The organism is Sinomonas sp. RB5 (assembly GCF_054063535.1).
Map to the genome: position 1 here is coordinate 98,529 of NZ_JBSSGJ010000014.1, position 16,256 is coordinate 114,784.

At 72.1% G+C, this 16,256-nt stretch carries 13 protein-coding genes and 1 tRNA gene; 10 read left to right on the forward strand and 4 right to left on the reverse strand.

All coding sequences use genetic code 11. From position 1 onward, the window contains the following. The first annotated feature begins 38 nt into the window (after positions 1-38). Positions 39-2,036: an FAD/NAD(P)-binding protein gene (locus tag ACVWWH_RS15555; RefSeq protein ID WP_457317171.1), complete on the forward strand. Its 1,998-nt coding sequence runs from the start codon at positions 39-41 to the stop codon at positions 2,034-2,036. A 426-nt stretch (positions 2,037-2,462) separates the two neighbouring features. Here ACVWWH_RS15555 and ACVWWH_RS15560 read toward each other — a convergent pair whose 3' ends face one another. Both ACVWWH_RS15560 and ACVWWH_RS15565 read right to left on the reverse strand, forming a co-directional pair. Next, positions 2,463-3,254, reverse strand: a complete 792-nt coding sequence (locus ACVWWH_RS15560; RefSeq protein WP_457317172.1) for a VOC family protein — start codon at positions 3,252-3,254, stop codon at positions 2,463-2,465. 1,136 nt (positions 3,255-4,390) lie between these two features. Beyond that, positions 4,391-4,478: transfer RNA gene (locus ACVWWH_RS15565), tRNA-Ser, on the reverse strand. Between the two features lie 110 nt (positions 4,479-4,588). On the opposite strand from ACVWWH_RS15565, the gene ACVWWH_RS15570 reads away from it, so the two are divergent. From ACVWWH_RS15570 to ACVWWH_RS15605, 8 genes are all read left to right on the forward strand, one after another. Continuing rightward, entirely contained in the window at positions 4,589-5,572 is a 984-nt protein-coding gene (locus ACVWWH_RS15570) for an NAD(P)H-quinone oxidoreductase (RefSeq protein WP_457317173.1), read from the forward strand. A 189-nt stretch (positions 5,573-5,761) separates the two neighbouring features. Then, positions 5,762-8,062 (forward strand): carbon starvation CstA family protein, encoded by a 2,301-nt coding sequence (locus ACVWWH_RS15575; protein WP_457317174.1) that lies wholly within the window; start codon positions 5,762-5,764, stop codon positions 8,060-8,062. Further along, positions 8,062-8,313 carry a YbdD/YjiX family protein gene (locus ACVWWH_RS15580; RefSeq protein WP_084249262.1) on the forward strand — a complete coding sequence of 84 codons (252 nt, stop codon included), beginning with the start codon at positions 8,062-8,064 and terminating at the stop codon, positions 8,311-8,313. Before ACVWWH_RS15575 ends, ACVWWH_RS15580 begins: the two co-directional genes overlap by 1 nt. Positions 8,314-8,395: 82 nt before the next feature. Beyond that, the gene (locus ACVWWH_RS15585) at positions 8,396-9,040 is read left to right on the forward strand and encodes a bacterial proteasome activator family protein (protein WP_066495204.1); all 645 of its coding nucleotides are present in this window, start codon (positions 8,396-8,398) and stop codon (positions 9,038-9,040) included. Between the two features lie 8 nt (positions 9,041-9,048). After that, positions 9,049-9,489 (forward strand): hypothetical protein, encoded by a 441-nt coding sequence (locus tag ACVWWH_RS15590; protein WP_066495207.1) that lies wholly within the window; start codon positions 9,049-9,051, stop codon positions 9,487-9,489. A 121-nt stretch (positions 9,490-9,610) separates the two neighbouring features. Then, complete coding sequence (locus tag ACVWWH_RS15595; protein WP_447421043.1) at positions 9,611-10,465, forward strand: aldo/keto reductase; 855 nt, start codon at positions 9,611-9,613, stop codon at positions 10,463-10,465. An 86-nt stretch (positions 10,466-10,551) separates the two neighbouring features. Further along, entirely contained in the window at positions 10,552-10,998 is a 447-nt protein-coding gene (locus tag ACVWWH_RS15600; protein WP_457317175.1) for a rhodanese-like domain-containing protein, read from the forward strand. Positions 10,999-11,019: 21 nt separating this feature from the next. Further along, positions 11,020-11,919 carry an aldo/keto reductase gene (locus ACVWWH_RS15605; RefSeq protein ID WP_457317176.1) on the forward strand — a complete coding sequence of 300 codons (900 nt, stop codon included), beginning with the start codon at positions 11,020-11,022 and terminating at the stop codon, positions 11,917-11,919. On the opposite strand, the gene ACVWWH_RS15610 is transcribed toward ACVWWH_RS15605, so the two are convergent. Continuing rightward, positions 11,916-13,979 (reverse strand): glycosyltransferase family 2 protein, encoded by a 2,064-nt coding sequence (locus ACVWWH_RS15610; protein WP_457317177.1) that lies wholly within the window; start codon positions 13,977-13,979, stop codon positions 11,916-11,918. The two genes, ACVWWH_RS15605 and ACVWWH_RS15610, sit on opposite strands and share 4 nt — an antisense overlap. Before the next feature lie 186 nt (positions 13,980-14,165). On the opposite strand from ACVWWH_RS15610, the gene ACVWWH_RS15615 reads away from it, so the two are divergent. Continuing rightward, positions 14,166-14,363, forward strand: a complete 198-nt coding sequence (locus tag ACVWWH_RS15615) for a hypothetical protein (protein ID WP_457317178.1) — start codon at positions 14,166-14,168, stop codon at positions 14,361-14,363. A 72-nt stretch (positions 14,364-14,435) separates the two neighbouring features. On the opposite strand, the gene ACVWWH_RS15620 is transcribed toward ACVWWH_RS15615, so the two are convergent. Further along, positions 14,436-16,253: a complex I subunit 5 family protein gene (locus tag ACVWWH_RS15620; protein ID WP_457317179.1), complete on the reverse strand. Its 1,818-nt coding sequence runs from the start codon at positions 16,251-16,253 to the stop codon at positions 14,436-14,438. Positions 16,254-16,256 lie beyond the last annotated feature (3 nt).

Here is a 16,256-nt window from a genome sequence, read left to right on the forward strand (position 1 = left end):
GGGGCCATCCTTCCACGCCGCAGGTTAAGCTCAACCCTATGGTTCGGGGCGGGATTCTGCGGGTGGCGGTGGTGGGCGGCGGCCCCCGCGGCGCCTCCGCGGTCGAGCGTCTCCTCGCCGTGCACGCCCAGCGGCCTGCGCGCGCGCACGACGCCGTCGCCTCCCCGGGCGGCCGTCCCGCCGCCCGCGCCGCGCGCCTCGAGATCACCGTGTACGACCCGTTCAGCCCGGGCCCCGGCAAGGTCTGGCGGACGGCGCAGCCGCGCCTGTTCGTCATGAACACCCAGTCCTTCTATCCCACGCTCATCCCCAGCGAGCCCGGCCTCGCGCCCCCGCTCGCGGGCGGCAGCTTCGACGTATGGCGCGAGGCCCAGCGCGCGGCGATCGACGCCGGCACCTGCACCCTCGCGGCCGAGGAGCAGGCCGAGCTCAAGGGCCTCGAGTCGAGGGACTTCCCGCCCCGGGCACTCTATGGGCGCTACCTCGCCCAGACGTGGGACGCGGTGCTCGCCGCGGCGCCGCCCGGGACGACCGTCCGGCACGTGCCGGCCGAGGTCGCCCGGGTGGGGCGCACCCCGCACGGGTTCGCCGTCACGTGCGCCAACGGGCGCGCCCAGGAGGCCGACGCCGTCGTCCTCGCCCTCGGCCATGTGCCCGCCCAGCCGAGCGCGGAGCAGGCCGCGCTCGCGGGCGCGGCGGCGCACCTGGGGCTGCACTATCTGCCGCCCGCCGCGCCCGCGGACGTGGACTGGGACCGGCTGCCCGCGGGGGAGACGGTGCTGGTGCGCGGCATGGGGCTGAACTTCTTCGACGTCATGGCTGCGCTCACGGAGGGGCGCGGCGGCCGGTTCACGGAGGGCCACGACGGCCGGCTCGTCTACACGCCCTCGGGGCGCGAGCCGCACCTCGTCGCCGCCTCCCGCCGCGGGGTGCCCTACCGGGGCAAGGCCGACCTCGACGCCTACTACGCGCCGTCCGTCGAGCTGCGCTGGCTCACGCGCGCCGCCGCCCTGGCCCCGCGGCAGGCCGGGATCCAGCCCTCGTTCGACCAGGACCTCTGGCCCCTCCTGCACCGCGACACCCTGTGGGCGTACTACTCCACGCTCGCCCGGGTCGAGCCCGCGGCCGTGTCCGAGGGCTTCCTCGAGAAGCTCTCCGCCGCGCTGGCCGTCGAGGGGCCCGGGTGGGAGCCGCGAGCGTCCGAGGTGGTGCACGACGGCGTGGTCCCCGCCCGGCGGCTCGACCTCCGTGCCCTGGGTGCGCCGCTGGCAGGCTGGCACGCCGCCGACCGCGCCGAGCTCGACGCCCGCGTCCTGGCCTACCTCGACGAGGATGCCGCAGGATCAGCGCGGGGCGAGGACGATCCCGTGAAGATGGCGATCGCCGCCCTCCACCGGGGCCGGGCGGTGCTCAAGGAGGCCGTGGCGGACGGCGGCATCACCGAGGCCTCGTGGGTCTCGGGCCTGCGTGGCTGGTTCGAGGGGCTCGCCGAGGGGCTCGCGAGCGGGCCGCCCGCCCAGCGGATCCGGCAGCTGGCCGCGCTCATGCGCGCCGGGATCGTGGGCACCGTGGGCCCCGAGCCGCGCTTCTGGGTGGACCGTTCCGCGCGCAGCTTCACGGCCACGTCGCCGTGGGTGGGCGGCCCCGAGGTCCGCGCGCGCTGGCTGGTCGAGGCCCTCGCGCCCGCCAACGCCGTCGCGCGGGCCGACTCGCCGCTGCTGTCCGGGCTGCTGGCCGACGGGCTGGTGCGCCCGCGCTTCCTCGCCGGCGCGGACGGGGTGCCGCAGCCCGCCACCGGGCTGGACGTCACCGCCCCGCCGTACCGGGCGCTCGACGTCAACGGCCTTCCGGTCGAGGGCCTCTACGTGCTGGGCCTCCAGCTCTCCGCGGTGCAGTGGGGCACCGCGATCGCCGCCGAGGCGCACCCGTTCGCCGCCCCCGGCGAGGCGCACGACGGCGCCCCGTACCCGAGCGGGCAGCGCACCCTCCGCGACGCGGACGCCATCGCGAGGCACATTCTGGGAGTCACCTCCTGAAGGTCAGCTCCCGAGGGTCACCTTCTGAAGGTCACCTCCTGGGTGTCACCTTCTGAAGGTCAGCTCCTGGGGGTCACCTCCTGAGGGTCAGCTCCTGGGGGTCACCTCCTGAGGGTCAGCTCCTGGGGGTCACCTCCTGAGGGTCAGCTCCTGCGGGTCACCTCCTGAGGGTCACCTTCTGAAGGTCACCTCCTGAAGGTCACTTCCTGACGGACTAACAAGACGTGACCTTCAGAAGGTGACTCTCAGAAGCGCTCGCGGGCAGCACGACGACGGCCGCCGACCTCCCCTGGGGAAGCCGCCGGCCGCGGTCGCCCGTCACCTTGCCGTGTACCCGGAACGCGGAAAACGGGTCGAGATGCGTACCCGAAACGGGTCAGGGGTGACGAGATGCGTACCCAAAACCGGGGTGGGGGCGAGCCTCGGCTATGCCTGGGCCGTCTGCCCGGGGTCCTGCATGATGCGGAATACGGCCCCGAACGGGTCGGCGAGCGCGGCCATGCGGCCGAAGGGGGTGTCGGCGGCAGGCATGAGCACGGTCGCCCCGTGGGCGACGGCCCTCTCAATGGCCTCGTCCGCGTTCTCGACCGCCCAGTAGACGAGCCAGTGGGCTGGGACGCCCTCGGGGAGGTCTCCCGCGGCATCGAAGATCCCGGCCTTGGACTCCGGCCCGTCGCCGTAGGTGGAGTACCGGAAATCGGGGGTGTCGCCCATGACCGTGAGGTCCCAGCCCAAGGCCTTCGGGTAGAACTGCACCGCGGCGTCGTAGTCCCGCGCGTGGAGCTCGAACCACGCGGGGGTCCCGGGCTCGGCCAGCCTGCCGAACCCCGTGTGGCCCGTGGACTGCCAGGAACCGAACGCGGCCCCGCCGGCATCGCCGAACACGGCCATGTGGCCCTGCTCGGGAACCTCCATCGGCGGCATCCACACCTGGCCGCCGGCTGCGGAGACGGCGTCGGCGGTGGCTGCGATGTCGTCGGTCTTGAAGTACACGGTCCAGACATCAGGCATCGAGGCTTGCTCCTCCATCTTGCCCATCATCCCGGCCACCATCGCGCCGTCCTTGAAGGCGGTGACGTAGCCTCCGTACTTCTCCTGGTCACCGGTCTCGTAGGTCCAGCCGAACAGGTCGGCGTAGAAGGCCTTGGCCTTCTCGACATCGCCCGTCATGAGGTCGGCCCAGCAGGGCGCTCCGGCGACGAAATGTGGAGTGGGCACAGGGAGCTCCTTGGGTCGGTCTGTCTGGATGTTTGCCGAACTAGCCGAACGAGACAGACGCTATGTGGCGCATCCGACATTTTTCAAGGATCCGCGCGGTCCGCTGCCCGCGGCGCCACCGGCATCTGCGCGACCGTGGCCTGTGGATAACTCCGGCTACACCGGGGCCATCTGTGGCTCAATGGTTCGATGACCCGTCGTTCCGAGCTCCCCGCCCACCTGGCCGCCGGTTCGTTCACCGTCCGGGACGCCAGGGCTGCCGGGATCTCGGCCTCGCGGCTGCGGGCCATCGATCTCGCGCGGCCGAGCCGCGGGATCAGAGTGCCGCGGGCCGCAGAGCAAGGGCTCGCGCGCCGGGCGGCGCCCTACCTGTCGCTGGCCCCTGGGGCGGTCATCTCGCACTTCAGCGCGCTCGCGCTGCGCGGTCTCTGCCGATCCCGGAAGCGCTCAAGCACGATTCGCGCCTCCATCTCACTGTCCCGCCGGGCGGCGTGCAGTTCCGCCGCCGCGGCGTCGCGGGGCACCGGGCCGCCCTGAGGCCGGATGACATCGAGACGGCCGACGGCGTTCCGGTCACCTCGCCCGCGCGCACATTCCTCGACATCGCCGCGGTAGCCGGCGTGACGACCGAAGACCTTGTGGTCCTCGGCGATGCCCTAGTCAGCGAGCACCGGCGGTCGATGTACTCCAAGGTGGCCATGATCCGCCTGCCCGGCCTCCGTGCCGCCGTGGACGCAGCGTTCGGGCGCCGCGGTTCCGCCTGGCCGTGGACTACGACGGCGCCCACCACCTCACGCCCGCGCAGCAGACGCGCGATGCTCTGCGGACGCAGGAGATCGCCGCTGCCGGATGGCGCCTCGTGGTCATCACCAGGGGCGATCTGCGACGTGGCGACGCCTGGGTCGCGGCGCGGGGGGCAGAAGTGCTGCGGCGTCAGGGGTGGCAGGACCCGAGACGCTGACCGAGTGTGCCGCTCCTGCGGGTCCGGCTCGGTGGAACCCGCGACAACCGCACACTCGCGCTGCGCCCCGGGCCGCCCCTGGCCCCGCCCCCTTGTCCACCGCCGAGCGGTGCGCCCCAACCCCGGACGCGGCAGCGCCCCCGATCCACGAGGACCGGGGGCGCTGCGCCTGCGGCGGAAGGTAAGGGATTTGAACCCTTGGTACGGGGTGACCGCACACTGGTTTTCAAGACCAGCTCCATAGGCCGCTCGGACAACCTTCCGTGTCCTAGTAGTGTTTCATAGGCCAGTGATCTCGTGAAAACCAGTGATCTCGTGAAAACCAGTGATCTCGTGAAAACTTCACGCCCCCTGGGGGAGGAGGAGCACCGACATGAAGGCCGTGTTCATCACCGAGCCCGGAGGGCCGGAGGTACTGCAGGTGCGCGAGGTCGACGCGCCGGAGCCCGGCCCCGGCGAGCTGCTCATCGACGTCGTGGCCGCGGGTGTCAACCGGGCCGACGTCCAGCAGCGCCGCGGCTTCTATCCGCCCCCGCCGGGCGCCTCCGAGATCCCGGGCCTCGAGGTCTCCGGACGCATCGCTGGGTTCGGTCCCGACGTCACGCGGCCGTTCGCCGTCGGGGACAGGGTCGTGGCCCTCCTCGCCGGGGGCGGCTACGCCGAGAAGGTCGCGGTCCCGGCCGAGCAGGTGGTCCGGATCCCCGAGGGCGTGGACCTCGTGACGGCCGCCGCGCTGCCGGAGACCGCCGCGACGGTGTACTCCAACCTGTTCATGACCGCCCAGCTCCAGCCCGGCGAGTTCCTGCTGATCCACGGCGCCACCGGCGGGATCGGCACGATGGCCGTGCAGATGGCCAAGGCCTTCGGCGCCCGGGTCGCTGCCACGGCGGGCACCGAGGAGAAGGTCTCCACCGCGCGCGCGTTCCTCGGGGTCGACGTCGCCATCAACTACCGCGAGCAGGACTTCGTCCAGGCCGTGCGCGAGGCCACGGACGGCCGCGGCGCGGACGTGATCCTCGACGTCGTGGGCGCGAAGTACCTCGAGCGCAACGTCGAGGCCCTCGCCCCCTACGGCCGGCTCGTGGTCATCGGGCTCCAGGGCGGGGCGAAGGCCGAGCTCAACCTGGGCACGCTCCTGAGCAAGCGCGCCGCCGTGATCGCCACCTCGCTCCGGCCGCGCCCGGTGGAGGAGAAGGGAGCCATCATGGCCGCCGTCAAGGACCACGTGTGGCCCCTCGTCGCCGACGGCCGCATCAAGCCCCTCGTCGACAAGGCCTTCCCCCTGGCCCAGGTGGCCGCCGCCCACGAGTACTTCGACTCGGGCGAGCACGTGGGCAAGATCCTCCTCACGATGTAGCGGGCCGCCGGACGCGCACGACGCCGCCCGCTCGCCTCGGGCGCGCGGCGCTCCGGCGCGCCGCCGCTCGCCGCAGGCCCGCTACCGCTCGTCGCAGCGCCCGTCCCGCACGGGATCCTTCGCACGGTGGCGGTGTGCCCTCTGGCTAGGGTCGGGAGTATCCATCACTCTCGCTCGAGGAGGAGCAGCATGAGTACCGTCGCACGCCGCGCTGGGGGAGCGCCCGAGAGCGACCCAGCCGAGGCTGACGTCGTCCAGGACCCGGCGCTGCCGCCGGTCGCCGTCGACCCCGCGAGGCTCGAGGCGGAGGAGAAGCGCTGGACCCCCGCCAAGATCGCGATCTGGGTCGCCATCGCCCTCCTCGGAGGGCTCGCGTGGGTCATGCTCGCGCTGGTGCGCGGCGAGACCGTGAACGCGATCTGGTTCGTCTTCGCGGCCGTGTGCACCTACCTCATCGGCTACCGGTTCTACTCCAAGTACATCGAGAAGTACCTGCTCAGGCCCAATGACGTCCGCGCGACGCCGGCCGAGTACAACGCTGACGGCAAGGACTTCGTCCGCACCGACCGGAACGTCCTCTTCGGGCATCACTTCGCCGCGATCGCCGGCGCCGGCCCGCTCGTGGGCCCGATCCTCGCCGCGCAGATGGGCTACCTGCCCGGAACGATCTGGATCATCGTGGGCGTGGTGCTGGCGGGCGCGGTGCAGGACTACCTCGTCATGTTCTTCTCGATGCGCCGCGGCGGCCGTTCGCTCGGCCAGATGGCCCGCGAGGAGCTGGGCGTGGTCGGCGGGACGGCGGCGCTGCTGGCGACCCTGCTCATCATGATCATCATCGTGGCCATCCTCGCCCTCGTGGTGGTCAACGCGCTCGGCGAGAGCCCCTGGGGCGTGTTCTCGGTGGCCATGACCATCCCGATCGCCCTCTTCATGGGCATCTACCTGCGGTTCATCCGCCCGGGGAAGGTCATGGAGGTCTCGGTCATCGGGTTCGTGCTCCTGATGGCCGCGATCATCGGCGGCGGCTGGGTCTCGCACACCGACTGGGGCCAGGCGCTCTTCCACCTCGACCGGCTCCCGATCGCGTGGGGCATCATCGTCTACGGCTTCGTGGCGGCCGTCCTGCCCGTGTGGCTCCTGCTCGCCCCGCGCGACTACCTCTCGACCTTCATGAAGGTCGGCGTCATCGCGCTCCTCGCGGTCGCGATCATCGTGGTGCGCCCCGAGATCACGGCGCCCGCCTTCAGCGAGTACGCGTTCAAGGACAACGGCCCCGTGTTCGCCGGCGGCCTCTTCCCGTTCCTGTTCGTGACGATCGCGTGCGGCGCGCTGTCCGGCTTCCATGCCCTCATCTCCTCGGGCACCACCCCGAAGCTGATCGAGAAGGAGCGCCAGACCCGCTTCATCGGCTACGGCGGCATGCTCATGGAGTCCTTCGTGGCGATCATGGCGCTCGTCGCGGCGGTCTCGATCGACCGGGGCCTGTACTTCGTCATGAACGCCCCGGCCAGCCTCACCGGCGGCTCGGTGCAGCAGGCCGCCGCGTGGGTGAACGGCCTGGGCCTGGCGGGCGTCAACGTCACCCCCGCCGAGCTCGCGGCCACCGCCCAGGGCGTGGGCGAGTCCTCGATCGTCTCCCGCACGGGCGGCGCCCCGACCCTCGCGGTGGGACTGAGCCACATCATGGCGCAGCTCATCGGCGGCGCGGGACTCGCGGCCTTCTGGTACCACTTCGCCATCATGTTCGAGGCCCTCTTCATTCTCACCGCGGTGGACGCCGGCACCCGCGTGGCCCGGTTCATGCTGCAGGACTCGATCGGGAACTTCATCCCGAAGTTCAAGGACACCTCGTGGCGCGCAGGCGCGTGGATCTGCACGGCGGTCATGGTGCTGGGCTGGGGCTACATCCTGATCCTCGGTGTGACCGACCCCCTCGGCGGCATCAACACGTTCTTCCCGCTGTTCGGCATCGCGAACCAGCTCCTCGCTGCGATCGCGCTCGCGGTGTGCCTCGCGATCGCGGCGAAGCGCCGCACGTTCCGGCACCTGTGGGTCGTGGCGCTGCCGCTCGCGTTCGCGGCGGTCGTGACCATCACGGCGAGTGCGTACAAGATCTTCTCGCCGGTCCCCGCGGTGGGCTACTTCGCGCAGAACGCGCAGTTCGCCAAGGCCCTAGCGGACGGGAAGACCTCGTTCGGCACCGCCAAGAGCGTCGCGGCGATGGAGGCCGTGGTCCGCAACACCACGGTCCAGGGCGTGCTGAGCGTGGTCTTCGTGGTCCTCTCGATCATCGTGATCATCGCCGCCCTCGTCGCCACCTTCCGGGCCTTCCGCGGGGCGGACCCCGCGGCGCTGGCGGACCAGGAGGACCCGGCCGTGCCCTCCCGCGTCTTCGCACCCGCGGGGATGCTGCCGACTGCGGCCGAGCGCGAGGTCCTGGCGGAGTGGAAGGCCGCCGGGATGAGCACGACGCCGGCCGGGCACCACTGATGTCCCCCTCGCCGAGGCCGTCCGGCGGCTCCGGGCGCACGACGGCGGTCGCCGCCGTGCGCTCGGTCCTCGCCGGGGCGCGGGCCTACGCGCGCGGCGTCCTGGGCGCCGACGCCTATGAGAGGTACCTCGAGCACCACCGGGCCGAGGAGGCTGCGGGCAGGTGCGCGGCGCCGGCGATGACCGAGCGGGAGTTCTGGCGGGACCACGCCGACCGCCAGGATGCCAACCCCCAGGGTCGGTGCTGCTGAGCCCCGCGCTCCCCGCCGCGGGGCGCCGTCACGCGGCCCTTCGCCCCGGGGCCCGGCGCCGGCCGCGTGAGAGGATGGCGTCATGACGTCAGCGGGGAACGAGCACACGGACGGGATGGGACCGGCCCACGCGGAGGAGCCGGTCGAGGGGACCGCCATCGACGGCGACGCCGCCACGGAAGCCGGCCACGCGGCGTCGTCCGCGCAGCAGCCGAGGCGGGCGAGCCTGCAGGAGCTCGTGGACGAACCGGCGAAGGTCATGCGGATCGGCACGATGATCCGCCAGCTCCTCGAGGAAGTGAAGGGCGCCCCGCTCGACGAGGCCGCCCGCGAGCGCCTCGCCGAGATCCATGAGCGCTCGATCCGGGAGCTCGAGGACGGTCTCGCGCCCGAGCTCGTCGACGAGCTCCACCGCATCTCGCTGCCGTTCTCGGACGAGTCGGTGCCCTCGGAGTCCGAGCTGCGTGTGGCCCAGGCCCAGCTCGTGGGCTGGCTCGAGGGCCTCTTCCACGGCATCCAGACGGCCATCGCCGCGCAGCAGGCCGCCCACCAGCTCGCCGCGGCCCAGGTGCAGCTGCGCCAGCTCCCGCCCGGGACCATGATCGCGCCCGGCGTGGTCATCGGCCCCAACGGCGAGCCGCAGCGCGCCCAGGGCCCCGGCCAGGTGCCCGGCCAGCGCCAGGGCGTGCCCCGGGACCCGGACCACGGCCCGGGCCAGTACCTCTGAGCGCCTCCGTGGGATTCATCAAGTCCGCCCTCGCCGGCCGGCGCGACGACGCCGAGCTCGGCAAGGGCCTGTGGCGCCGCGCGCACGACCGCTTCCGCAGGGGCCTCGACCGCTACCACCAGGTCCTCGAGGGGATCGATGACGAGGCGCTCTACAGCGAGCTCGTGGTCATCGCCGACGGTCTCGCCGGGCTCCTTCCCCGGGTACGGGCCGTCTGCGTCGAGGCGCAGCGGCGCTCCCCGAGCGAGGGGCTCGACGTCCCCGGCGACTACGCCGCCGTGCACCGGGCGCTGTCCCGCGCCGGCAACGCCCTCGCCACCACGGCCGAGGCCGCCGCGATGCTGCGCCTTGCCGTCGGCCCCGTGCCCGTGGGGGCGCTCTCGGTGCAGCGCCGCGCCACCACCGTGCTCGAGCACGTGCAGGAGGCCGAGGAGCTCATGCGCCGGTGACCGCCGGCGGGACGCCGCCGCGGCGCCCCGGTTCTATTCCGGGGTTCGCGGTGCGCGAAGTCCCGCGGAAAATCGTGCAGAACCCCTGGCCTGGCGGCGCCGCGGTGGCAGGATGGGCAGCATGACTTCTGCTGAGACCCTGACCTCCCCTGTCCTCTCCTTCCACGATGGCCGCACCATCCCCCAGCTCGGGTACGGGGTGTGGCAGGTCGAGGACGACGTCGCCGAGCGCGTGGTCGGCGAGGCGTTCCGCGTGGGCTACCGCCACATCGACACCGCCGCCATCTACGGCAACGAGGCCGGCGTGGGCCGCGCCATCGCCTCCTCGGGGCTGGACCGCGAGGACCTCTTCATCACCACGAAGCTCTGGAACGCAGACCAGGGCCGCGACAAGGTGGCCCCCGCCTTCGAGACCTCGCTGGACAAGCTCGGCCTCGACTACGTGGACCTGTACCTCATCCACTGGCTCCAGCCGAAGCGCGGCCTCTACCTCGAGACCTGGGAGGAGTTCGCGAAGCTGAAGGAGTCCGGCCGCGTCCGCTCGATCGGAGTCTCCAACTTCACGGTCGAGGCGCTCGAGGAGATCCAGCGCGAGACCGGTGTGGTCCCCGTGATCAACCAGGTCGAGACGCACCCGTACTTCCCGCAGGCCGAGCTGCGCGCCTACGAGGAGTCCAAGGGCATCCTGCACGAGTCCTGGTCGCCGCTGGGCCAGGGCAAGGACCTCCTCGAGGACCAGGTGCTGCGCGAGATCGCCGAGAACCACGGCGTGAGCGTCCCGAACGTGGTCCTCGGATGGCACCTCGCCCTCGGCAACGTGGTGATCCCCAAGTCCGTCACGCCCGAGCGCATCGCCCAGAACTGGACCGCCGTCGCCCTCACCCTCGAGCCGGCCGAGATCGAGGCCATCAACGGCCTCGACAAGGGCGCCGCCGGCCGCATCGGCGCCGACCCCGCCCAGGCCGACTTCGCCTGATCTGCGCACCAGAAGCACGACGCCGGTGACCCGCCTCCCCGAGGCGGGTCACCGGCGTCGTGCGGCCCGGACGAATCGAGGAAGCCGTGGACGTCGTGGACGTCGTGGAAGAGCAGGCTGATGCGCCCGTGGGGGCCGGCGCGGACAGGGACGGGGCGTCGAGGATCTATCGCCTGCTCCTCGAGAGCCGCGCGGGACTCGAACGCGTCCATCCCGAGGATCTGGACGACGAGGTGTCGGCGGGCGCCCTGGTCGTCGACACGCGCCCGGTCGATCAGCGCGACCGCGATGGTGCGCTTCCGGGGGCGCTCGTCATCGACCGCAACGTCCTCGAATGGCGCCTCGACCCGACCTGTCCCTTCCGCCTGCCGGTTGCCGACGACCCCACGCGGCGGATCGTGATCGTCTGCAACGAGGGCTACAGCTCGAGCCTCGCCGCCCACACCCTGCAGCGCCTCGGCCTGGCCCGCGCGACCGACCTCGTCGGCGGCTTCCAGGCATGGGCGGCGTTCCAACACCAGGCCGCACGCTGACCATCGAGGAGAGGCTTTCCCATGAAGTACAGGCGCCTTGGCAGGACCGAGCTGACCGTATCGACGGTCGGGGTGGGGACGTGGCAGTTCGGCGGAGAGTGGGGGAAGGACTTCTCGCAGGCGGAGGCCGACGCGATCCTGGGCAGGGCCCGCGATCTGGGCATCAACCTGGTCGACACCGCCGAGTGCTACGGCGACCACCTGTCCGAGGAATTCGTCGGAAGGGCCATTGCGCGCAACCGCGCCGACTGGGTGGTGGCCACGAAGTTCGGCCACCGCTATCACGGCCTGCACGAGCGCACCCAGGAGTGGTCCGCCCAGGAGATCATCGCCCAACTGGAGCGATCGCTGCGCGCCCTCGGAACCGACTACATCGATGTGTACCAGTTCCACTCGGGCGGCGACGACGTCTTCGACCAGGACGAGCTGTGGGAGGCCCTCGGCACGCAGGTCCGTGCCGGGAAGGTCCGCCACCTCGGGATTTCCATCGGCAGCAACGCCAACGTGTACCAGACCGACCGCGCGGCCGAGGTCGGGGCGAGCGTGCTCCAGCTCGTGTACAGCCGCCTCGACCGGGAGCCGGAGAAGGAGGTCCTCGCCTCGTGCGAGCGGCAGGATCTCGGGGTCCTCGCCCGCGAGGCGCTGGCCGGCGGGCTGCTGTCGGGCAAGTACGCCCCGGGCACCCGGTTCACCGATCCCGCCGATACCCGGTCCCGCAGGCCCGACGGCCGGACCCAGGAGCGGCTTTCGGAGGTCCAGCGGATTGCCGAGGAGGAGGTGCCGCCGGGTACGGACATGGCCGCCTGGGCCCTTGCCTGGTGCCTGCGCCAGCCGTCCGTCGCCGCCGTCATCCCGGGCTGCAAGTCGGTGGCGCAGCTGGATTCCAACGCCGCCGCTGCCGAGCTCGACCTCGCCGACTAGGGCGCGGAGTGCAGGGTGGCGCCGCTGGCCGGCGCGGCGGCGGGGCCTCGGGCTGCCGGGCCCGCCGCACGCGCCGTGCACGCCACGGCCGGAACGCCGGGGCCGAGCCTGGGCACAGCTCCGGCGGGGGTGTGGAAGAGCCAGAGGGAGAGAACGCGGTAGGCGCCCCAGTCCCCGGGGCGCACCTTGAGCGAGACGGTGCGGGGCCCGCCGAGCCCCTCCGAGGCGGAGACGACCTCCAGGACGACAGGCTCTGCGGCGGCCAGCGTGACGGTCACTTCGCCGGCCGGCGGAGGTGTCCCGGCCGGGAGGTTGACGCGCGCACCGCCGACCGAGATGTCCACCAAGGTCCCCGGGGCACCACCGACCGTCACCGGAGCGCAGACCATCACCCTGTGGGCGTTGCGCCGCGACGTGGCGAACTTCTCGGACCTGATCCTCGCGGCACCGAGGACGAGCAGCACGAGGGACAGCAGCAGCCAGGCCCCCGCCGTCTCCGTCGAGGCCGGGGACGCCCTCCACGGCACCAGCCCCGCCAGTCCGGCGCCAGCCCAGAGGAGGACCCCCGTGACCAGGAGCAGGAGCGCGACGATGACCGCTGGGAGCTGCCCCCTGGCCCTGCTGCCCTCGGCGCCCTTGGGGGTGACCTCGAATTCGAGGCTCCTGCGGGTGACGAGCCACCAGAGGCACGCCAGGCCCACGGGGATCCGGAACACTCGCAGGGCGAACGCGGTGGGCCACTGGATCTGGCGGCGCATGAGCCGTTTCGCTCCCCACAGCCGCACCGTGAAGGCCGCGGTGAAGATGCCGGCGAAGACCAGGGGATCGGCCGTGGACGTCTGTGCGCCGGACGCGAGCGCCAGGGCGGGGACGGCGAAGGCCCCGACGGTTGCGACCCCTTCAAGCCACCAGAGGGTGCCGTTGAGGTACTCGTGGAAGTTGCGCCACGACATCCAGCGTTTCGCGGCCCACAGCTTCTCGAGGGTGAGGATCTGCATTGCGCCCAGCCCCCACCTCCGCCGCTGCAGCAGATACTGCCCGGGGGTGGCCGGCGCGAGCCCCAGCGCGAGCGTCTGATGGTGGTAGACCGTCCTCCAGCCGCGCCGGATCAGCTTCAGGGTGGTGTGCATGTCCTCGGTGATGGTCTCGGTCGCGACCCCGCCCACCTCGCGCAGCGCCTCCACCCGCAGCAGCGCCGTCGACCCGCACCAGAATGGGCCGGCCCCCGCTGCGTTGCGGGCCCGCATCTGCACGTTGAAGAAGAGGCCCTGCTCGCCCGTGATGCCGTCGTCGTCGAAGGCCCCGCCGTTGTAGAAGGTCTGCGGCCCCTGCACGAGGGCGATCTCCGGGTCCGCGAACCACCCGAGCGTGCCGGACAGGAAGGACGGCAAGGGGACATGGTCGCAGTCCAGCACGGCGACCACATCCACTGCCTCGGCTCCCGCCGCGGCCTCGCGTTCCATGAGCCCGAGCGCGTGATTGATGTTCCCCGCCTTCGCATGGCGGTGCTCGTCGCGGCGCACGTAGCGGGCGCCGTACGCCCGGCTGAGATCGGCGGCCCATCCGCGGTCGCCGTCGTCGAGCACCCAGGTCTCGTGTGCCGGCGTGAGGGCGCAGGCGGCCGCTATGGTCGGGGCGAGGACTTCGGCCGGCTCGTTGTAGGTGGGGATGAGCACCACGACCTTCAGGCCGAGCCCTGCCCCCTCTGTCGGCGGAGCGCTGGAATCGAGGTTCCACCAGGCCACGGTGTTCATGATCATCCCGGGCAGCGGCAGCGTCTCGAAGACCAGCAGCGCCCACGCCGCAGCTTGGTCGGCGGGCGCGGTGGGCAGGCTGAACATCACCCGCCAGAGCAGGTAGAGGACCAGCGATGTCACCGCGGCCACCCCGCCCAGATGGGCCATCCTCCGGGAGATGACGTCCTCCAGCTCGGGCGGCCCGAGGTGGGCAGCCCACGTCGCAACCCCCCGAGCACGCAGCTCGTCCAGGCCCAGACGCCGACGACGGCCCTCGGGCCTGCGGCCCGAGGGCGCTGCCCTCAGAGCAGGACTTCTCCCCACGCCGATACCCCTTTGTCCACGGATCCCGAAGAGCCACGCCATTCGCATGCTACCCATGCAAGTGAAGCGGGCTGCGACGTCCATGCCCGACGGCGCGCGGACCGTGAGCAGAAACGCCGTCTAGGCTACTTTCCAGTAGCCTATCGTGTTGTGACGCTCGTCACGTCTGCCATGGGGAGGGGCATCTTGGACATCAGGACCACGCGCGAACTCGCGCTCCAGATCAGCGGGATCGGCAAGATCGTGTACACCGGCTCGCGGCGCCGGCAAGGAGCGGCCGAGCCGGTGCGCGCGTCCGCCGAGCGCCCGCAGCCCGGGCTGGCCCGGTCCGCCGAGGGCTGTGGGTGCGCGAGCGAGGACGCCCTCTGCCAAGGGGCGGACTGATCCCGCTCCGGGCAGGACACCGGGACCGCCCGCTGACCAGCACCTGACCTGCATCCTGGCCAGCGAACAGTGCTAGAACAGCACGATCGCGCCCGAGGCCGTGATGCCGAGCACGAGCCAGACCGTGTAGTCGCCGACCCGCCCAGAGTGCAGGCTCCGCAGGAAGCGCAGCGGCGGGTCGAGGACGGTGAAGGGACGGCGTCCCGCCGCGGGGAGGCGGTGCCGGTAGAGGTCCACGGCGGCCGCCCCGAGCGCCGCGAGGGTCGTCACGGACCCCCAGAGGATCCCCGAGGCGTCCCACCCTGAGGCGGGAACGCCCGGCGACGCACTGGCCGCGCCGCCGAGGGCGGCCGCGACGTAGCCGGCCCGGTCCATGAACTGCTGCGCTGCCCCTGAAGCGGCATCCGTGATCCCGGGCACGAAGCCGAGCAGGGCGCCGGCGCCGAGGAGCGCGGCCACCGGAAGGCTCATCGAGAGCGGGACCCGTTCCCGGCCTATGCGCACCTCGATCATCTCCTCGTCCCCGCTCATGCCCTCGGCCTCGATGCCCTCAGGCGGGGAGCCGAGCCCGAGGAAGATCCGCAGGCCCACGCGCAGCACGGCGCCGGCCGTGAGGGCGGAGACCGCGATCATGAGCGCCATCCCCCAGGACTGCCCCGCCTCGCCGAGGGCGTGCTCCGTGACGGCCTTGCCCAGGCCGGTGGCGAAGGGGGGAGCGCCGGCGAGGGCCGCCGCGGCCACCAGGAACGCACCGCCGAGCAGGGGGGCGTCCCGGCCGCGGCCCTGGAGCGTGTACTCGTCCACGCTCCCGTACCGGTCCAGGACCACGCCGCTGAGCAGGAACAGCGAGCCCTTCACGGCAGCGTGGCCGAGGACGTACACCGCGAGCCCGGCGAGCGCCGATTCCGTCGCGGAGCCGAGGGCCACGAGGAAGACGCCCATGTGCGCGATCGTCGAGTAGGCCAGGAGCCGCTTGAGGTGCCGCTGGATGAAGCACATGAGGGTCGCGACCACGGCGGTGAGGACGCCGAGGACCAGGAACAGCGTGCGGATCCCCTCCGCCGCCGGGGTGCCGCTGAACACCGCCCAGTACACCCGGGCCACCCCGTACAGCCCAAGTTCGACCATGACACCGGAGAAGAGGACGCACACGGGGGAGGGGGCGACGGCGTGGGCGTCGTCGAGCCAGAAGTGGAACGGTGCCAGGGCGCCCTTGACGAGGAAGCCGGTGCACAGCAGCACGAACGCGATGGGCACGAGGATGCCGTGGTCGCCCTCGAGCTGGTGGGAGAGGGCCGCGAGGTTGAGGCTGCCGGTGTGCGCGTAGACGAGCCCCACCCCGGTCAGCGACAGATAGGCGGCAAGCGAGTTGATGATGCCGAAGTTGATGGCCCCGTGGACCGCCGAGGGGTCCTCGCTTTTGAGCCCGGTCAGCGCATAGGCCGCAACGCCCATGAGCTCGAAGAAGACGAACATCGTGAAGACGTCCCCGGCGAACGCGAATCCCGTCATGCCGGCGAGGAACAGCAGCATGAGGCCGTGGTAGTGGGAGCTGTCCGACTCGAAGTACCGCCATGAGAACACGAGGGCCGCGGCCATGAGGGCGGCGGCGAGCAGTGCCAGGCCCACCCCCACGCCGTCGCCCACGAGGGCGATCCCCACGGTGCGCCCGTCCCGCGCTGACCAGCCCCCCATCCAGTAGACGAGCCTGGTGGAGGAGGTGCCGGCGAGCAGCACGCCGTCCACGCAGACGGCGGCGGCGGCCGCGGCGATGGCCAGGAGGTCCGCGAAGGGCCTGCGGACGTACCGCCCGACCGCCATGAGCACCCCGGCAGTGAGCACGAGCCCCACGACGAGGGCCGGCATGAGCGGCGCGAGTCCGGTCTGCATGCC

Coding starts and splice junctions, on each gene's coding strand:
- ACVWWH_RS15575 (WP_457317174.1), top strand. CDS start 5,762: ATGAGTACCGTCGCACGCCGCGCTGGGGGAGCGCCCGAGAGCGACCCA.
- ACVWWH_RS15580 (WP_084249262.1), top strand. CDS start 8,062: ATGTCCCCCTCGCCGAGGCCGTCCGGCGGCTCCGGGCGCACGACGGCG.
- ACVWWH_RS15555 (WP_457317171.1), top strand. CDS start 39: ATGGTTCGGGGCGGGATTCTGCGGGTGGCGGTGGTGGGCGGCGGCCCC.
- ACVWWH_RS15595 (WP_447421043.1), top strand. CDS start 9,611: ATGACTTCTGCTGAGACCCTGACCTCCCCTGTCCTCTCCTTCCACGAT.
- ACVWWH_RS15620 (WP_457317179.1), bottom strand. CDS start 16,253: ATGCAGACCGGACTCGCGCCGCTCATGCCGGCCCTCGTCGTGGGGCTC.
- ACVWWH_RS15570 (WP_457317173.1), top strand. CDS start 4,589: ATGAAGGCCGTGTTCATCACCGAGCCCGGAGGGCCGGAGGTACTGCAG.
- ACVWWH_RS15605 (WP_457317176.1), top strand. CDS start 11,020: ATGAAGTACAGGCGCCTTGGCAGGACCGAGCTGACCGTATCGACGGTC.
- ACVWWH_RS15585 (WP_066495204.1), top strand. CDS start 8,396: ATGACGTCAGCGGGGAACGAGCACACGGACGGGATGGGACCGGCCCAC.